Here is a 15,902-nt window from a genome sequence, read left to right on the forward strand (position 1 = left end):
CGTATATTTATGCCATAAACTTGCGATAGCGCACCCGGTGGGGCTCCACATCGCCCAGGCGTTTCTTCTTGTTCTCTTCGTACTCGGAGTAGGAACCCTCGAAGAAGAACACCTTCGAGTCGCCCTCAAAGGCGAGTATGTGGGTACAGATGCGGTCGAGGAACCAGCGGTCGTGCGAGATGACAACGGCACAGCCGGCAAAATTCTCGAGACCCTCCTCGAGTGCCCGCAGCGTGTTCACATCGATGTCGTTGGTAGGCTCGTCGAGCAGCAGCACGTTGCCCTCCTCCTTGAGCGCCATGGCCAGGTGCAGGCGGTTACGCTCGCCACCCGAGAGCACCCCGATGAGTTTCTCCTGGTCGGCTCCCGTGAAGTTGAATCGCGACAGATAAGCCCGCGCATTCATGTCGCGGCCTCCCATGCGGAAGGTGTCGAGACCGCCCGACACTACCTGATAGACGGTCTTGGCGGGGTCGATGTCCTTGTGGGTCTGGTCTACGTAGGCAATCTTCACCGTCTCGCCCACCTCGAACGAACCCTTGTCGCACTGCTCCTGCCCCATGATGAGCTTGAAGAGGGTGGTCTTGCCGGCTCCGTTGGGACCGATTACCCCCACGATGCCGTTGGGCGGCAGCACAAAGTCGAGGTTGTCGAAGAGCAGCTTGTCGCCGTAAGCCTTGGCCACACCGTGAGCCTCGATCACCTTGTTGCCCAGACGGGGACCGTTGGGGATAAAGATTTCGAGCTTCTCTTCGCGCTCCTTCTGGTCCTCGTTCAACAGTTTGTCGTAGGAGTTCAGACGAGCCTTACCCTTCGACTGGCGGGCCTTGGGAGCCATGCGCACCCACTCCAGCTCGCGCTCGAGGGTCTTGCGGCGTTTGCTGGCCTGCTTCTCCTCCATCTCCATGCGTTTGGTCTTCTGCTCGAGCCACGAGGTATAGTTGCCCTGCCAGGGGATACCCTCGCCGCGGTCGAGTTCGAGAATCCAGCCGGCCACATGGTCGAGGAAGTAACGGTCGTGCGTGATGGCGATAACCGTACCGGGATACTGGTGCAGGTGCTGTTCGAGCCAGTCGATCGACTCGGCGTCGAGGTGGTTGGTAGGCTCGTCGAGCAGCAGGATGTCGGGCTGTTGCAACAGCAGGCGGCAGAGGGCCACCCGGCGGCGTTCACCCCCCGAGAGGTATTTCACAAGCTGGTCTTCGGGCGGACAGCGCAAAGCATCCATCGCCTGCTCCAGCTTGTTGTCGATATTCCAGGCATCCGAGGCGTCGATATGGTCTTGCAGTTCGGCCTGGCGAGCCATGAGGGCATCCATCTTGTCGGGATCCTCGAGCACTTCGGGGTCGCCAAACGACTCGTTCACCTTTTCATACTCGGCCAGCAGGTCGAGGATAGGCTGCACGCCCTCCTGCACCACCTCCTTCACCGTCTTTTCGGGGTCGAGCTTGGGCTCCTGCTCGAGGTAACCCACCGAGTAGCCCGGCGAGAATACCACTTCGCCCTGGTACGACTTCTCCACCCCGGCGATGATTTTCAGCAGGGTCGATTTTCCCGAGCCGTTGAGACCGATAATACCGATCTTGGCCCCGTAGAAAAACGAGAGATAAATGTCTTTCAATACTTGTTTGTGGGGCGGGAACATTTTGCTCACGCCCACCATCGAGAATATAACTTTCTTGTCGTCGGCCATATAAAAGCAGATAAGAAGATTTTGAAATGAGTTTTATTTTTTGACGGGTGTCGCTTTCACCCGATAGTCGCAACGTACGCGTCCCTTGATGATGTTGACCAGCTTCGACTTGATGAGCTGCTTGCGTATGGGCGAGATGCGGTCGATGAAGACCTTGCCCTCCAGGTGGTCATACTCGTGCTGTACCACACGCGAGAGGTAGCCCTCGATCACCTCGTCGTGAGCCACAAAATCCTCGTCGAGCCACTTAAGATGAATCTTCTCGATGCGGGGCACCGGCTCGTGAATGCCGGGCAAGCTGAGGCAACCCTCCTCGCGGGTCTGTTTGGGACCATCCTCGAGCACCTCGAGCACGGGATTGATAAGGGTCAGCTTCTTGCCCTCGCAGTCGGGGAAGTATTCAGCCATGGGGCTGGCATCGATGACGATGAGCCGTATCGACAGACCTATCTGCGGAGCTGCCAACCCGATACCCTCGGTGGCATACATCGTTTCATACATGTTGGCAATCAGCTCTTTGAGCTGAGGGTAAGAAGCATCGATCTCTTCGGTCTCCTTACGAATGACGGGGTGTCCGTACAGGTAAACAGGTAATACCATATCTTATTGTTTTTTACTTTCCAAATAATCTCTGAGGATAATCGTAGCGCTTATCTCGTCGACAAGCTCCTTGTTGCGGCGGGCCATCTTGGGCAGACCGCCGTCGAGCATGGCCCGATGAGCCAGCACCGAGGTGAACCGCTCGTCGAAAAACTCGACAGGCACCTGCGGGAACAGTTTCTTGAACCGGTTGACAAAGGGGGTGATGTAGCGCATGCTCTCCGACGGCTCGTTGTTCATCTGCCGCGGCAGCCCCACGACCACCCGCTCGACCTCCTCGCGCTGCATGTATTGCGTGAGGAACTCGATGAGTTGCGACGAAGCGACGGTAGTCAAACCGTTGGCGATAATCTGCAGCGGGTCGGTCACCGCAATACCCGTGCGCTTTTTCCCATAATCTATTGAAAGTATTCTGCCCATAATGCTGGTGCAAAGATAGTGAAAGGCGAGAGCAAAGCAAAGTTGCTTGCAAAATTTGCTTGGCCGAGCCGCATCCTGTCTTCGTGGAACAAAGATACAAAAAAGGCGAGAGCAGAGGCAAATGGAAAACAAAGTTTTCAACATTTGACTATGCCGAGCCGAATCCTATCTTATGAAAAGATAGTGAAAGGAAAAGACTGAAACAAACAGAAATCACCGTTTTCATTTGCCTCGGTTCGTCTCTTTCATTATCTTTGAACACTCGTTTGCGGTTGCCTGCCAAGGGGACGGCCGCCTCACCGGCTGCCCACAACCGGGGCTCGTTGAGAATTACAACATTTTTCGCTTATTTTATATTACTTCAATTATCACGCCATGAAGCGACATTCGATTTATCGTAAATTGTTTTTTATCAGTGCTCTCATTTGCGGGCTCCCGCTTTTTGCCAAGTTTTCGCCCGTCGACTATGTGAACCCGCTCGTGGGTACCCAGTCGAAATTTGAACTCTCTACCGGCAACACCTACCCGGCCATTGCCATGCCGTGGGGCATGAACTTCTGGACCCCCCAAACCGGCGATATGGGCGACGGCTGGGCCTATACCTACACAGCCGACAAGATAAAGGGCTTCAAACAGACCCACCAGCCCAGCCCCTGGATGAACGACTACGGACAGTTCTCGATCATGCCGGTGACCGGCGGCGTGGTATTCGACCAGAACCAACGGGCCAGCTGGTTCTCGCACAAGGCCGAGGTGGCCAAACCCTACTATTACAGCGTCTACCTGGCCGACCACGACGTGACGACCGAGATGACGGTGACCGACCGGGCGGCTCTCTTCCGCTTCACCTTCCCCGAGGAGGCCAACTCGTACGTCGTTGTCGATGCCTTCGACCGGGGTTCGGCCGTGAAAATCATTCCCGAGGAGAACAAAATCATAGGCTACTCGACCCGCAACTCGGGCGGTGTTCCCGAGAATTTCAAAAACTACTTTGTCATCGTCTTCGACAAGCCGTTCAAGTTCACGGCCGTGGCTCTCGACAACGCCATCAAGACCAACCAAAACGAGGCCCGGGGCAACCACGCCGGAGCCATCGTGGGATTCTCGACCCGCCAGGGCGAGCAGGTGCACGCCCGGGTGGCCTCGTCGTTCATCAGCCCCGAACAGGCCGAACTGAACCTGAAGGAGCTGGGCGACGGCAACTTCGACCGCATGGTCAAGCTGGGTAAGAAACGGTGGAACCAGGTGCTGTCGCGCATCGAAATCGACGACACCCGCATCGACGACCTGCGCACCTTCTACTCCTGCCTCTACCGCTCGGTACTCTTCCCCCGCACCTTCTACGAAATCGACGCCGTGGGCCGGGCCGTCCACTACAGCCCCTACAACGGCCAGGTATTGCCCGGCTACATGTTTACCGACACCGGTTTCTGGGACACCTTCCGCTCGCTCTTCCCGCTGCTCAACCTCGTATACCCCTCGATGAACCACAAGATGCAGGAGGGGTTGGTCAACGCCTACCGCGAGAGCGGATTCCTGCCCGAATGGGCCAGCCCGGGCCACCGCGACTGCATGATTGGTAACAACTCGGCCTCGATTGTAGCCGACGCCTACGTCAAGGGCATACGCGGATACGATATTGAGAAACTGTGGGAGGCCCTGAAACACGGAGCCAACGCCCACCTCGAGGGGACGGCGTCGGGCCGCGTGGCCTTCGAGGCCTACAACCGCCTGGGCTATGTGCCCAGCAACATAGGCGTGGGGCAGAGCGTGGCCCGCACGCTGGAGTATGCCTACAACGACTGGTGCATCTACACCTTGGGCAAACGGCTGGGCAAACCCGACAGCGAAATCGGCATCTACAAACAGCGCAGCCTCAACTACCGCCAGGTATACAACCCGCAGGAACGGCTCATGGTGGGCCGCGACGACCAGGGCCGCTTCAACCCCCAGTTCCAGGCAACCGACTGGAGCGGCGACTTCTGCGAGGGGAACAGCTGGCACTGGAGCTTCTGCGTGTTCCACGACCCGCAAGGGCTCATCGACCTGATGGGCGGTGCCTCCGTCTTCAACCACATGATGGACTCGGTATTCGTCATGCCCAGCTACCTGGGTATGGAGAGCCGCGACATGATTCACGAGATGCGCGAGATGCAGGTGATGAACATGGGTCAGTATGCCCACGGCAACCAGCCCATCCAGCACATGGTCTACCTCTATAACTACTCGGGCCAACCGTGGAAAGCCCAGAGCCGCATCCGCGAAATCATGCACAAGCTCTACGCCGCCACCCCCGACGGCTATTGCGGCGACGAGGACAACGGCCAGACCTCGGCCTGGTACATCTTCTCGGCCCTCGGTTTCTATCCGGTTTGCCCCGGCACCGACCAGTACGTACTGGGCACGCCCCTCTTCCAGAAGGCTCTCCTCCATCTCGAGAACGGCAAAACGCTCACCATCGAGGCCCCGGACAACAGCGCCGAAACGCCCTACATCCGCTCCATGAAGGTAAACGGCAAGGGCTACGACCACAACTACCTCACCCACGAGACCCTCAGCCAGGGCGGACGGGTGCAGTTCGTCATGGACTCGAAGCCCAATCGCAAGCGGGGAACCAATCCGGCCGATGCCCCCTATTCCTTCTCTTTGGAGAATGAGTAAAATGTCGTATATTTGAACACCAATATTCACATTATGCCAAACCGTATTGTCAAGTGGACGGGAATCGTGTCGGTTCTCGTTCTGGCGCTGGGCCTTTACGGCTGCCAGCCCAAAAGGAGCTGCACGTTTACCGTGGCCTCCTACAACCTGAGAAATGCCAACGCCGGCGACTCAGCTCAGGGCGACGGCTGGGGCCAGCGCTGTGTAGTCATGGCCGACCTCATCCGGTTCCACGACTTCGACCTCTTCGGCACGCAAGAGGGGCTCAAGCATCAGCTCGATACGTTGAAGAACCGCCTGCCGGGCTTCGACTACATAGGTGTGGGCCGTGACGACGGTGGAGAGCGGGGCGAACATGCCGCCATCTTCTACCGCACCAGCCGTTTCGAGCTGCTCGACCACGGCGACTTCTGGCTCTCCCAGACGCCCGACACCCCCAGTGTGGGCTGGGATGCCGTCCTGCCCCGTATCTGCACGTGGGGTCACTTCAAGGATAAGGAGAGCTCGCTCGAGTTCCTCTTCTTCAACCTGCACATGGACCACATCGGCAAGGAGGCCCGCGTCGAGAGCGCCTACCTCGTGCAACAGAAAATGAGGACGCTGGGCCAGGGGCTGCCTGTCATTCTCACCGGCGACTTCAACGTAGACCAGACCCACCGCTCCTACCGGGCTCTCACCGAAAGCGGTGCCCTGCGCGACGCCTTCGAGGCGGCTCGGCTGCGCTATGCCCTCAACGGCACCTTCAACGGCTTTGCCCCCAATAGTTACACCCGCAGCCGAATCGACCACGTGTTCGTGTCGCCCGATTTCCAGGTGCAGAAGTACGGTGTGCTCACCGACAGCTACCGCACCATCCGCCACGACAGCGGCAAGGCTCAGGTCGAGGACTACCCCGAGGAGATCGACATCGAGGCCTATCAGGCCCGCACCCCCTCCGACCACTTCCCCGTGATGGTGGTGCTCGAGACACCGGGCCGTCATTAAACGAAATCTCTATTTACTAATCATTATTTTCACTAACCTATTTTTTATGAAAACTATCGCAAAAATAAGCTGCTTGTGCGTAGCCCTCGGTTGCGGGGTATCCTACACCCAGGCAGCCACCGCTCCCGTGGCTGTTGCCCGTCAGGACAACACCCGCGTGCAGTACACCAGCCAGCGCCCGCAAGAGCGTCTGTTCGTGTCAAGTGCCGTAGAGAAACAGATCAAACGGGTGAAGGCCCTGCTTACCAACGCCCGCCTCGCCTGGATGTTCGAGAACTGTTTCCCCAACACGCTCGACACCACCGTACACTTCGACGGCAACGACGACACCTTTGTATACACCGGCGACATCCACGCCATGTGGCTGCGCGACTCGGGTGCCCAGGTATGGCCCTACGTACAGCTGGCCAACGAAGACCCGCAGTTGAAGAAGATGCTGGCCGGCGTCATCAACCGCCAGTTCAAGTGCATCAACATCGACCCCTATGCCAACGCCTTCAACATGGGCCCCACCGGCGGCGAATGGATGAGCGACCTCACCGACATGAAACCCGAACTGCACGAGCGCAAATGGGAAATCGACTCGCTCTGCTACCCCATCCGCCTCGCCTACCACTACTGGAAGGTGACGGGCGATGCCTCGGTCTTCGGCGACGAGTGGATCAACGCCATCACCCACATCCTGCGCACCTTCAAGGAGCAACAACGCAAAGAGGGCGTGGGCCCCTATAAGTTCATGCGCCGCACCGAGCGGGCTCTCGACACGATGACCAACATGGGTCTGGGCAACCCCGTGAAACCCGTGGGGCTCATCTGCTCGGCCTTCCGCCCGTCGGACGACGCCACCACCTTCCAGTTCCTCATCCCCTCCAACTTCTTCGCCGTCACCTCGCTGCGGAAGTCGGCCGAGATTCTGCGCACCGTCAACCACAACGAAGCGCTGGCCCGGGAGTGCACCGACCTGGCTCAGGAGGTAGAGACCGCCCTGCAGAAATATGCCGTGTACAACCACCCGAAATATGGTAAAATCTACGCCTTCGAAGTCGACGGTTTCGGCAACCAGCTGCTCATGGACGACGCCAACGTGCCCAGCCTGCTGGCCATGCCTTACCTGGGCGATGTAGACGCAGACGACCCCATCTACCAGAACACCCGCCGCTTCGTCTGGAGCGAAGACAACCCCTACTTCTTCAAAGGTAAGGCCGGCGAAGGCATAGGCGGCCCCCACATCGGCTACGACATGGTATGGCCCATGAGTATCATGATGAAGGCCTTTACCAGCCAGGACGACCAGGAAATCAAAGCCTGCATCGAGATGCTGATGAAGACCGACGCCGGTACGGGATTCATGCACGAGTCGTTCCACAAAGACGACCCCAACAACTTCACCCGTCCCTGGTTCGCCTGGCAAAATACACTGTTTGGCGAACTCATCCTCAAACTGGTGAACGAAGGCAAGGTCGATTTGCTCAACAGCATCGACATCCAATAACTCCACGAAAATGTTAAGAGAAATGTTCCCGACCCCAAAATCGGGAGCATTTCTCTTTCTTTCTTTTAAAACAGAGCTCTTATCTTTAAAAAAGAGTTAAACAGAGAAACTTTTTCGCCAAAAATATGTTGTACAACATATAAAAGCACTATATTTGCACTGTGTTTTTCATGGTATTAGATTTAAGGTTAACAAAGATTGGTTGTCGTGAGACAATCAATTTTTTTTTGTACCTGCCCCAACGACATTTATCCCTGCACAAATACCCCCCTCTGACCCGAAGCGGCCAGATGCCCTCACCGGGTGATACACCGGTCGTATCATTCTGTTCCCGATACCACATGCTGCAAGAAGATGCAGTTCCCCTTGTCGCCCACCGGTATATCCCGGCACATGCACCTCATCGCATAGACCTACACACCCCATAAAAAAAGAGACGGCCGCTTGACAGCGGCCGCCCCTCCAACAAAAAACACTACTTGCTATTTACGTATAACTCTATACGTGAAGCTGTTTACCTTCAACAGATAGTTGCCCGGTTTGCAATCCGAGAGGTCGATGGTCTCGCGCATGGCCGAGAGATGGTCGCGGCGCAATACCAGACGGCCGTTCATGTCGTAAACCTGAATCGTCTGTATCGGCTCGGCCAGCTCGATATTCACCAGACCGTCGGTCGGGTTGGGATAAACGGTCAAGGCCTGTTCGGTCTGCTCGATACCCGTTATCACCGTCGAAACGGTTTCGGTAGCCGGCTCGGTCTCGTAATCGCCATACACGGCCGTTACGGCATAGCGATAAGTCTTGCCCGCTTCCAGACCGGTATCGGTATAGGTGGTCTCCTCGACCGTCTCGAGCAGTTGGTCGTCGCGGTATACGTTGTAGCGAGCCGCAGCCTCAACCCCCTCGGGAGCTTCCCAAGCGAGCACCACGGTGTTGTTGCCCGGCTCCAGGTTCCAGAAGGCAAACACACCGTTGTAGTCGTTGTCGACCGTATACTCGCCGCACAGCGAACCCGAGTCGTCGTAGAGCGACACGTGGGCCCCGTTCAAGGGCAGATACTGGTCTTTCGAACCGTTGACATAGGGGGTGTAGAGTTTCTCGGTCAGCCGCTCGTGTGCGTCGCGCACGTCGCCGCACAGCACGCCGGTCTCGGGGAAGTCGGCCCCGAAGTAGTCGCAATAGAAGTAGTAGAAGCGCAGCGACTCGAGGTGGCGGTAGTCCTCGTTGAGCAGACGGTGAGTCTCGGGCTTGTAGTCGTGAAACTCACCCTCCGAGAGAAATCCCGGCACGGTGAGCGCCGTACCGATAACCGTGTAGCTGGTTACGAAGGCTGCAATCTTGGTATTGGTAGCGGTGTAGTGGGTCCACACCGTGAGCGGGTTGTTCCAGATGTGGGGCCAGGCGGCATCGGCAAGCGCCTTGGTAGCAGGGTCTCTGAAGTTCTGGTCACCCTCGCCGCCGTTGCCGGGACACATCAGGTAGAGGTAGTTCACGGCCGAGGTGCTTCCCGCCGCATTGCTGTGGATGGAGAGGAAGGCATCGACGTTGTTGGCCGAGGCCTCTTCGGCAATCGTACTCAACGGACGGTCGCCATAGCCGGTGTCGGTAATCTGCTGGTCGTCGGGCAGATACTGATTGTCGCGGTATCCGCTTCGGTTATCCTCGCGCGACATGTACACCGTGGCATTAGCCGCCTCGAGCAGGTCGCGCAGATAGAGCCCCTTCGAGAGGTTCGACGACGATTCCCAGAAGCCCAGCGTATCGCCCAGGGCATGGGTAAGGGTCTCGATATTCCGGTCGTTCTCGCCGTTCCAGCCGCCGTGACCGGGATTGATATATATCCTTACATCGGTAAGGTCGGCTGCCGTCGCGGTTCAATGCCAACAGCGAAGCTGCAGCCAGTGAGATTATTTTTTTCATGGGAAATGATTGCTAAGGTTAACGTACTCGTAGTTTCATCACATAGATCTGCCCGTTGGCCTCGTATGCCACGGCATCAGTCGAAGCGGCAGGATACATGGCTATCTTCGTATCGGGGGTAGGCAGGTCTTGACGCAGAGAGCCGTCGATGCGGGCCGCCTTCAGGGTCGACGAGATGGTCTGGTGGCCGTCGTCGATGTCGACCATGCCCACAATCCAGTCGTTGCCCAGCCACACGGGAGCACCCAGATAGCCCAGGTTCACCTTGTTCTTGCCGTCGAGGTCGCACACAAAGGTGTTGCAACCGTCGTGCAGCGCCATGTACACGATGTGTTTGTTGTCGGGCGAAATCGAGGGCCAGATGTAGCTGCCGTCGCCGTTGGGGTTGAGTACGATGCGCTTGTTGCCCCGGTAGAGCACCAGCGAACGGTCCTCGATGGCGACAATCAGCGACTCCTCTACCGGTGTGCGCATGTCGGTAGCCAACCGTTTGCTCTTGATCGATTTGCCCTTGGCTATGCGCAACATACCCCCGACAAGGTAAAGGGGTATAACTGGCGCGAAGCCTTGTCGATCCGGCTCACCTTGCCGTTCTCGAGATTGATGCTCTTGATCGAGGTGAACCGGCGGTTCTTCTTATACTCCACTTCGCGGAATACCACCACCTTGCCACCATCGGAAATCTGCGGATAGTACCCGGCATTCTCCACATCGGTGAGCCGAGTCATCTGCCCCGATGACAAATCGTATTTCGTAAGCCCCTTGAAGTTGGCTCCCGTCAACAACAGATAGTCCCCCGTTGGTGAAAATGTCGGGTGATAAAACCCCTTGCCCTGTGTCTCCGGCAATGGTGTAATCGACAGAACGTCGATTTGCGCGGTGGCCAGTTGACACCCGCAACACATGGCCATTAGTGCAATGGCCAATTTTTTCATGATAACTGTGTTTGATTGAGATTAAGTATTAACTACATTTTTTTGATGTTTCGTAAAACTATAAATTATTTTTTGTAAATCAAATTTTTACTTTTTTTTAATTTCATATTTGGTAATACAATTTAAATAAAGAAAAGATTTTCATATCCATTGTTTTCAACCGGGAGCCAATAATCCCCTATCCCTCAAGAAGTAACGTTCCCAGCGCAATCGGTTTCCCCGCTACACCTATTCCTCCCCCCCCCTGTCGGTTTTGTAAACGACACAAAAAAAGCCCGCGAGAGAAATTCTCGCAGGCTCTATAACATACAAGGGGTATCTCAACTCTCCCCTTCCTCTCTGGTGCGGACGACGGGACTCGAACCCACACGTCGCAAGACACTAGATCCTAAGTCTAGCGCGGCTACCAATTACGCCACGTCCGCAAACGACAGCACAAATATACAAGAAGTTTACCTATTATACAATGAATCGGGTTACAAAGTTTACCCGCGGCAAGGGTGCACCGCCCCTCACGCTCCACCCGTAGCGATATAGGCGATGGCCCGGTCGAGAATGGAGTCGTGCCCTTGGGTGGCCTGTTCCAGATCCATATCCATCTTGAAGCCTTCGGTAGGAGCCACTCCAAACTCGGTGTGCTCGCGATTCACGTCGTATATGGGCGAGGCCGAGAAGCGGATGCTCCAGCCGTTGGGCAGCTCCGACGAAAAGGGCAACCCGCTGCCGCCGCCGGTAATATCGCCCATGACTACGACATTGGGCAACGCCTTCATCACCGACACGAAGTTGTTGGCCGCACTGAATGTACCCCGGTTGGCCAGTATCACCACCGGCTTTTGGTACCGGATGCGGTTCGAAGGTTTGTATTTGATGGGATAGAGTTCCGAGAAATCCTGATGCCCGGGCCCAGTCTTGTGCGAGATATAGCCCACAAGCGTCTCCTGATTGATGAAGCGCGAGACGAGAGTCTCGACATTCGACAGCGAACCGCCACCGTTGCTGCGCACATCGATAATCAGTCCCGTCGAAGTGGCCAGATAGGCCAGTATCTGGTCGAGGTTACCCTCGCCGATAGCACTCGAGAAGCTGCCGTAGTACATGTACCCCACGTTCTGGGGCAGAATCTTGTATTTGATACCGCTCGTATAACGGTAGTCGAAGTTGAGGTAATACTCGTCGACGAGCCGCTCCTGATAGTTCTCGGGCGAGTTGTTCAGCCAATCCCAATAGCGCGACGTATTGTGGGCCGAAACCAGATTCACATGGCCGTCTTTCAACTCCATGAGCATGTCGCCGCACACGTCGAAGAGCTCTTCCGAGGTCATCCGCTCGGTCAGTTTCTTGCGGTATTTCATGCCCACCTGGCTCCAGTCTATATCCTTATATTCGAAGAAACAGTACCGCTCGTCGAGAATGGTCCACAGCGCATCGAAGTTGCCGTAGGGGTCGTCTTCGAAAACCTCGACCTTGTGGCACGACGAGAGCAGAAGGAGCGAGAGAATCGACAGCAGCAATCCTGTTTTTACCGATATGTGTTTACGTTTCATAACCTATTTTCCTTTTAATAATAGAGCGACACTACCCGACGGGCCGGAGGGGCCGAACGGAATATCTCGCCCGAGATACCCAACACGAACATGTGGTTGAGCACCTGGGTGTCGATGTGGTTGACGTGGGTCGTGCGCATCAACTGCCGGTATCCCAACCGCAGAGCCATCTTGCCCAGGTGAAGGTCTACCGAGAGGTAGTTGCGCAGGTCTACCCGGTTGTGCCACGCCCCGAACTGGACAATACCGCCGGTATTGCCTATGTAGAACATCTCGTAGTAGGATTGACCGAAGGCCGGCGAGAAGTAGGCACCCACCACCGGCAGCGACACCTGATAGCGGAAGGTGAGCGGCAGCCGCCCCACCCGCAGGTGATACGAAGCCATAGCCGTGGCGCCCAGGTCGATAGCGGCCTTGGCCGTAGCCGGATTGTTGGAGTTGCGCTGGTTGTAGAGCCCGCCCAGCGTGAGGGCCGCCTCACCGCCACCGGCCAGCCACAGGCCGTCGAGCAGTTGCCAGCGACGCAACATGGCAAACGAATAGTCGAGGTAGAACGAGAGCATGGAACCACTGCCCGACTCGTTGGTCATCGTGGCAAAATTGGCCAGCACATTGTGACGGGTAAACCATTTTTCGGGAGCGAAACTCGCCGCCCGCAGCCGTTCGTAACCCAACGCCACGTCGAGCCCCCGATAACGGATAGGCGACAGATAGGTATCGAGCGCGCTCTGCCGCCCGATTTCGAAGGTAACGGCAGTCGCTACGGGGCGCAACGGCTCTTCCTCTTGCAGCTTTTCCTGCAACGGTTCCGAGACCGGTTCCCCGGCCCGCAGGCAACCCGGGAATAAAAGCGCGGCCCCCAACAGAGCACACAAAAGTGACTTACGTGTTGTCATAATCAAAACAGTGACATTTGTCCCGAGGGATTATCCTCCGGGGTATCTACCCGATTTTCGGGGTTGGTTTCGTCGGTCGGGGTTTCACCCTCGGCCGTCTCATCCTCCTCGCGACGCAGCGGTTCCAGTTCGCGAATCTCGGCCACCGCATAGGTGGTGAGCCGCTTGCCCTTGGCCTTGAAACCCTTCACGGCAATGAAGTCGGTAGCCTCGACCACCAGCGGCTCGCGGAAGGCATCGCCCTCGCCGAAGGTCACCTCGATACGCGGATAGGCGGTATCGGTCATCAGCAACAGACGCGAGGCGGGATTGTCGCCCAGGAAACTCTGCTTGCGGCTGCTCGGCTCGAAAACAAAGCGCTTGAGGTAGGGATACCCCTGCGAAGCGTCGAAGAGCGCCACGGTCCACACCTTGTCGGGCTCGAACTTCTCGATGCGCAGGATATTGGCGTCGTAGTGGTTGGTGGCGTCGGAGGTAGTGGTGCAATACTCGCCGTTGTCCAGCACCACCAGCACCTGGTCGTCGCCGTGGAACTCGCCCAGGTATTCGCCCCGGCCGTCGTAGTTGAGGCGCAGCACGTCGCGGTCGAACCACACCTTGCGGCCGCCCAGCGTAGAACCGCCCCGCTCCTTGAGCGAGATGCGGTGAATCTCGTTTTTGGTCAGGATATTGCCCATCGACTGGCGCCCCTTGATGGCGATTTCGCTGAAATCGCGGTCGACAAAGAGGGTCTTCATGCGAGGCTTGGGCACGAAGGTAACCCGCAGCACCTCGGCCTCGCCGTTGGGATTGGCCGAGAACCACACGACCCGCGACCCGGGCTTGCCCTGCGTGAGGTCATACTCCTTGTCGCGCGTCACGCCCGTCACGGCAAACCGCTTCATGTAGTGGAGCCCCGCCTTGCCATCGCGGTAGACCACGTTGTAGATGGTGCGGTTGTCGTTCTTCTTGAAGACGGCGATATGCAGCAGATTCTTGCCCACAAACATCTTTTCGCTCACCTTCACCACCTTGTACTTGCCGTCGCGGTAGAAGAGGATGATGTCGTCGATGTCGGAGCAGTTGCACACAAACTCGTCCTTCTTCAGCGAAGTACCTATGAAACCCTCCTCGCGATTGATGTAGAGCTTCTCGTTGGCCTCGGCTACCTTGGTCGCCTCGATGGTATCGAAGCTGCGCACCTGAGTGAGGCGCGGATAGCGGCTGCCATACTTCTCGCGCAACGAGTCGTACCACCTGATGGTGTAGTCGACCAGATGCTCGATGTCGTAGTCGATGCTGGCTATCTGCTCACGCTTGGCGGCAATGAGCTCGTCGGCCTTGTCGGAGTTGAATTTGAGGATACGCGCCATCTTGATCTCCATCAGACGGAGAATATCGTCGCGCGTCACCTCGCGGATAAACGAGGGTTTGAAGGGTTCGAGCCGGTGGTCGACGTGGGCAATGGCCTCGTCCATCGTGCGGCTCTCTTCGAACTCGCGGTCCTTGTATATGCGGTTTTCGATAAATATCTTTTCGAGCGAAGCAAAGTGCAGCACCTCCTGCGCCTCGCCCTTCTGGATGAGCAGCTCCTGGTGCAACAGCTCCTTGGTATTCTCGACACTGATGCGCAGCAGGTCGCTCACGCTCATGAAGTGCGGCTTGTCGTCGTTGATGACACAGCAGTTGGGCGAGATGCTCACCTCGCAGTCGGTGAAGGCGTAGAGGGCGTCGATGGCCTTGTCGGACGAGGTGCCGGGAATGAGGTGAACCAGAATCTCGGCGTGCTGCGCCGTGTTGTCGTCGACCTTGCGGATTTTGATTTTGCCCTTCTCCTGCGCCTTGAGTATCGAATCGATGAGCGACGAGGTGGTTTTGCTGTACGGAATCTCGACAATCGAGAGGGTGCGGTTGTCGATTTTCTCGATTTTGGCGCGCACCTTCACGCTACCACCCCGCTCGCCGTCGTTGTATTTGGTCACATCGATGTAGCCGCCGGTCTGAAAATCGGGGTAGAGATGGAACTCCTCGCCCCGCAGATAGGCCACGGCCGCCTCCAGAATCTCGTTGAAGTTGTGAGGCAGAATCTTCGACGACAAACCTACGGCAATACCCTCGGCCCCCTGGGCCAGCAGCAAGGGGAATTTCACCGGCAGTGTCACCGGCTCCTTCTTGCGGCCGTCGTACGAGAGTTTCCACTCGGTCGTCTTGGGATTGAACACCACGTCGAGCGCAAACTTCGAAAGGCGCGCCTCGATGTAACGGGGAGCTGCGGCCGAGTCGCCCGTGAGGATATTACCCCAGTTTCCCTGGCACTCGACAAGCAGATCCTTCTGCCCCAATTGCACCAGCGCATCGCCGATAGAGGCATCGCCGTGGGGGTGGAACTGCATGGTATGGCCCACGATATTGGCCACCTTGTTGAAACGCCCGTCGTCGAGCAGTTTCATGGCATGGAGGATACGCCGCTGTACCGGCTTCAAGCCGTCGGACAGGTGCGGAATGGCCCGCTCGAGAATGACGTACGAGGCATAATCGAGGAACCAGTTCTGAAACATGCCCGAGAGTTGGAATTTGGTATCGGGCTTGTCCGGTGTAGGTACTTTGTAAGTCGAGTGCGACGCTGTCGAATCTTCGTTTTCGCCAGCGGGTACTTGGGGCATATCTTCTTCCTGCGGTGTGGTTATATCGTCGCTCATGGGCAAATTTTGGATTTTGAAACGGGGAAAGCGCATGCTCAAGTGCATGCCCTTTTTATTTTTTAAAGAAATGTAT

General features: G+C 56.8%; 12 protein-coding genes and 1 tRNA gene. 3 read left to right on the forward strand and 10 right to left on the reverse strand.

The window, feature by feature from the left end; genetic code table 11:
• Positions 1-7 precede the first annotated feature (7 nt).
• Genes ettA through ruvX form a run of 3 tightly spaced genes read right to left on the reverse strand, consistent with a single transcriptional unit; the run spans position 8 to position 2,713 of the window.
• Positions 8-1,693: an energy-dependent translational throttle protein EttA gene (ettA, locus tag NW211_RS00890; protein ID WP_087408218.1), complete on the reverse strand. Its 1,686-nt coding sequence runs from the start codon at positions 1,691-1,693 to the stop codon at positions 8-10.
• A gap of 33 nt (positions 1,694-1,726) precedes the next feature.
• Positions 1,727-2,293 (reverse strand): peptide deformylase, encoded by a 567-nt coding sequence (def, locus tag NW211_RS00895; RefSeq protein ID WP_258326603.1) that lies wholly within the window; start codon positions 2,291-2,293, stop codon positions 1,727-1,729.
• A 3-nt stretch (positions 2,294-2,296) separates the two neighbouring features.
• Complete coding sequence (ruvX, locus tag NW211_RS00900) at positions 2,297-2,713, reverse strand: Holliday junction resolvase RuvX (RefSeq protein WP_087408220.1); 417 nt, start codon at positions 2,711-2,713, stop codon at positions 2,297-2,299.
• Positions 2,714-3,088: 375 nt separating this feature from the next.
• Between ruvX and NW211_RS00905 the strand changes: the two genes are divergently transcribed.
• From NW211_RS00905 to NW211_RS00915, 3 genes are read left to right on the forward strand one after another with little or no spacing between them, the layout of a single operon-like run.
• Positions 3,089-5,374 (forward strand): GH92 family glycosyl hydrolase, encoded by a 2,286-nt coding sequence (locus NW211_RS00905; RefSeq protein WP_258326604.1) that lies wholly within the window; start codon positions 3,089-3,091, stop codon positions 5,372-5,374.
• A 33-nt stretch (positions 5,375-5,407) separates the two neighbouring features.
• Positions 5,408-6,358 (forward strand): endonuclease/exonuclease/phosphatase family protein, encoded by a 951-nt coding sequence (locus NW211_RS00910; RefSeq protein ID WP_258326605.1) that lies wholly within the window; start codon positions 5,408-5,410, stop codon positions 6,356-6,358.
• A gap of 46 nt (positions 6,359-6,404) precedes the next feature.
• Positions 6,405-7,850 carry a glycoside hydrolase family 125 protein gene (locus NW211_RS00915; RefSeq protein WP_258326606.1) on the forward strand — a complete coding sequence of 482 codons (1,446 nt, stop codon included), beginning with the start codon at positions 6,405-6,407 and terminating at the stop codon, positions 7,848-7,850.
• A 482-nt stretch (positions 7,851-8,332) separates the two neighbouring features.
• Here NW211_RS00915 and NW211_RS00920 read toward each other — a convergent pair whose 3' ends face one another.
• From NW211_RS00920 to NW211_RS00950, 7 genes are all read right to left on the reverse strand, one after another.
• Positions 8,333-9,691, reverse strand: a complete 1,359-nt coding sequence (locus NW211_RS00920) for a T9SS type A sorting domain-containing protein (RefSeq protein ID WP_309249691.1) — start codon at positions 9,689-9,691, stop codon at positions 8,333-8,335.
• A 97-nt stretch (positions 9,692-9,788) separates the two neighbouring features.
• Positions 9,789-10,298, reverse strand: coding sequence for a hypothetical protein (locus tag NW211_RS00925; RefSeq protein ID WP_258326607.1), 510 nt, complete (start codon positions 10,296-10,298; stop codon positions 9,789-9,791).
• The gene (locus NW211_RS00930) at positions 10,286-10,705 is read right to left on the reverse strand and encodes a hypothetical protein (RefSeq protein ID WP_258326608.1); all 420 of its coding nucleotides are present in this window, start codon (positions 10,703-10,705) and stop codon (positions 10,286-10,288) included. Before NW211_RS00930 ends, NW211_RS00925 begins: the two co-directional genes overlap by 13 nt.
• Positions 10,706-11,045: 340 nt before the next feature.
• Positions 11,046-11,130: transfer RNA gene (locus NW211_RS00935), tRNA-Leu, on the reverse strand.
• 87 nt (positions 11,131-11,217) lie between these two features.
• Positions 11,218-12,252, reverse strand: a complete 1,035-nt coding sequence (locus tag NW211_RS00940; protein ID WP_258326609.1) for a S41 family peptidase — start codon at positions 12,250-12,252, stop codon at positions 11,218-11,220.
• A 14-nt stretch (positions 12,253-12,266) separates the two neighbouring features.
• The gene (locus NW211_RS00945) at positions 12,267-13,148 is read right to left on the reverse strand and encodes a DUF3316 domain-containing protein (RefSeq protein ID WP_087408224.1); all 882 of its coding nucleotides are present in this window, start codon (positions 13,146-13,148) and stop codon (positions 12,267-12,269) included.
• Positions 13,149-13,150: 2 nt separating this feature from the next.
• The gene (locus tag NW211_RS00950; protein ID WP_375379562.1) at positions 13,151-15,790 is read right to left on the reverse strand and encodes a DNA gyrase/topoisomerase IV subunit A; all 2,640 of its coding nucleotides are present in this window, start codon (positions 15,788-15,790) and stop codon (positions 13,151-13,153) included.
• Positions 15,791-15,902 lie beyond the last annotated feature (112 nt).

It is taken from the genome of Barnesiella sp. ET7, assembly GCF_024733785.1.
Classification (GTDB): domain Bacteria; phylum Bacteroidota; class Bacteroidia; order Bacteroidales; family Barnesiellaceae; genus Barnesiella; species Barnesiella merdigallinarum.

What these genes read in the sequence shown, in the direction of transcription:
- NW211_RS00930 (WP_258326608.1), bottom strand. Translation starts at nt 10,705, where the DNA reads ATGAAAAAATTGGCCATTGCACTAATGGCCATGTGTTGCGGGTGTCAA.
- def (WP_258326603.1), bottom strand. Translation starts at nt 2,293, where the DNA reads ATGGTATTACCTGTTTACCTGTACGGACACCCCGTCATTCGTAAGGAG.
- NW211_RS00950 (WP_375379562.1), bottom strand. Translation starts at nt 15,790, where the DNA reads ATGCCCCAAGTACCCGCTGGCGAAAACGAAGATTCGACAGCGTCGCAC.
- NW211_RS00910 (WP_258326605.1), top strand. Translation starts at nt 5,408, where the DNA reads ATGCCAAACCGTATTGTCAAGTGGACGGGAATCGTGTCGGTTCTCGTT.
- NW211_RS00925 (WP_258326607.1), bottom strand. Translation starts at nt 10,298, where the DNA reads ATGTTGCGCATAGCCAAGGGCAAATCGATCAAGAGCAAACGGTTGGCT.
- ettA (WP_087408218.1), bottom strand. Translation starts at nt 1,693, where the DNA reads ATGGCCGACGACAAGAAAGTTATATTCTCGATGGTGGGCGTGAGCAAA.
- NW211_RS00905 (WP_258326604.1), top strand. Translation starts at nt 3,089, where the DNA reads ATGAAGCGACATTCGATTTATCGTAAATTGTTTTTTATCAGTGCTCTC.
- NW211_RS00940 (WP_258326609.1), bottom strand. Translation starts at nt 12,252, where the DNA reads ATGAAACGTAAACACATATCGGTAAAAACAGGATTGCTGCTGTCGATT.
- ruvX (WP_087408220.1), bottom strand. Translation starts at nt 2,713, where the DNA reads ATGGGCAGAATACTTTCAATAGATTATGGGAAAAAGCGCACGGGTATT.
- NW211_RS00945 (WP_087408224.1), bottom strand. Translation starts at nt 13,148, where the DNA reads ATGACAACACGTAAGTCACTTTTGTGTGCTCTGTTGGGGGCCGCGCTT.
- NW211_RS00915 (WP_258326606.1), top strand. Translation starts at nt 6,405, where the DNA reads ATGAAAACTATCGCAAAAATAAGCTGCTTGTGCGTAGCCCTCGGTTGC.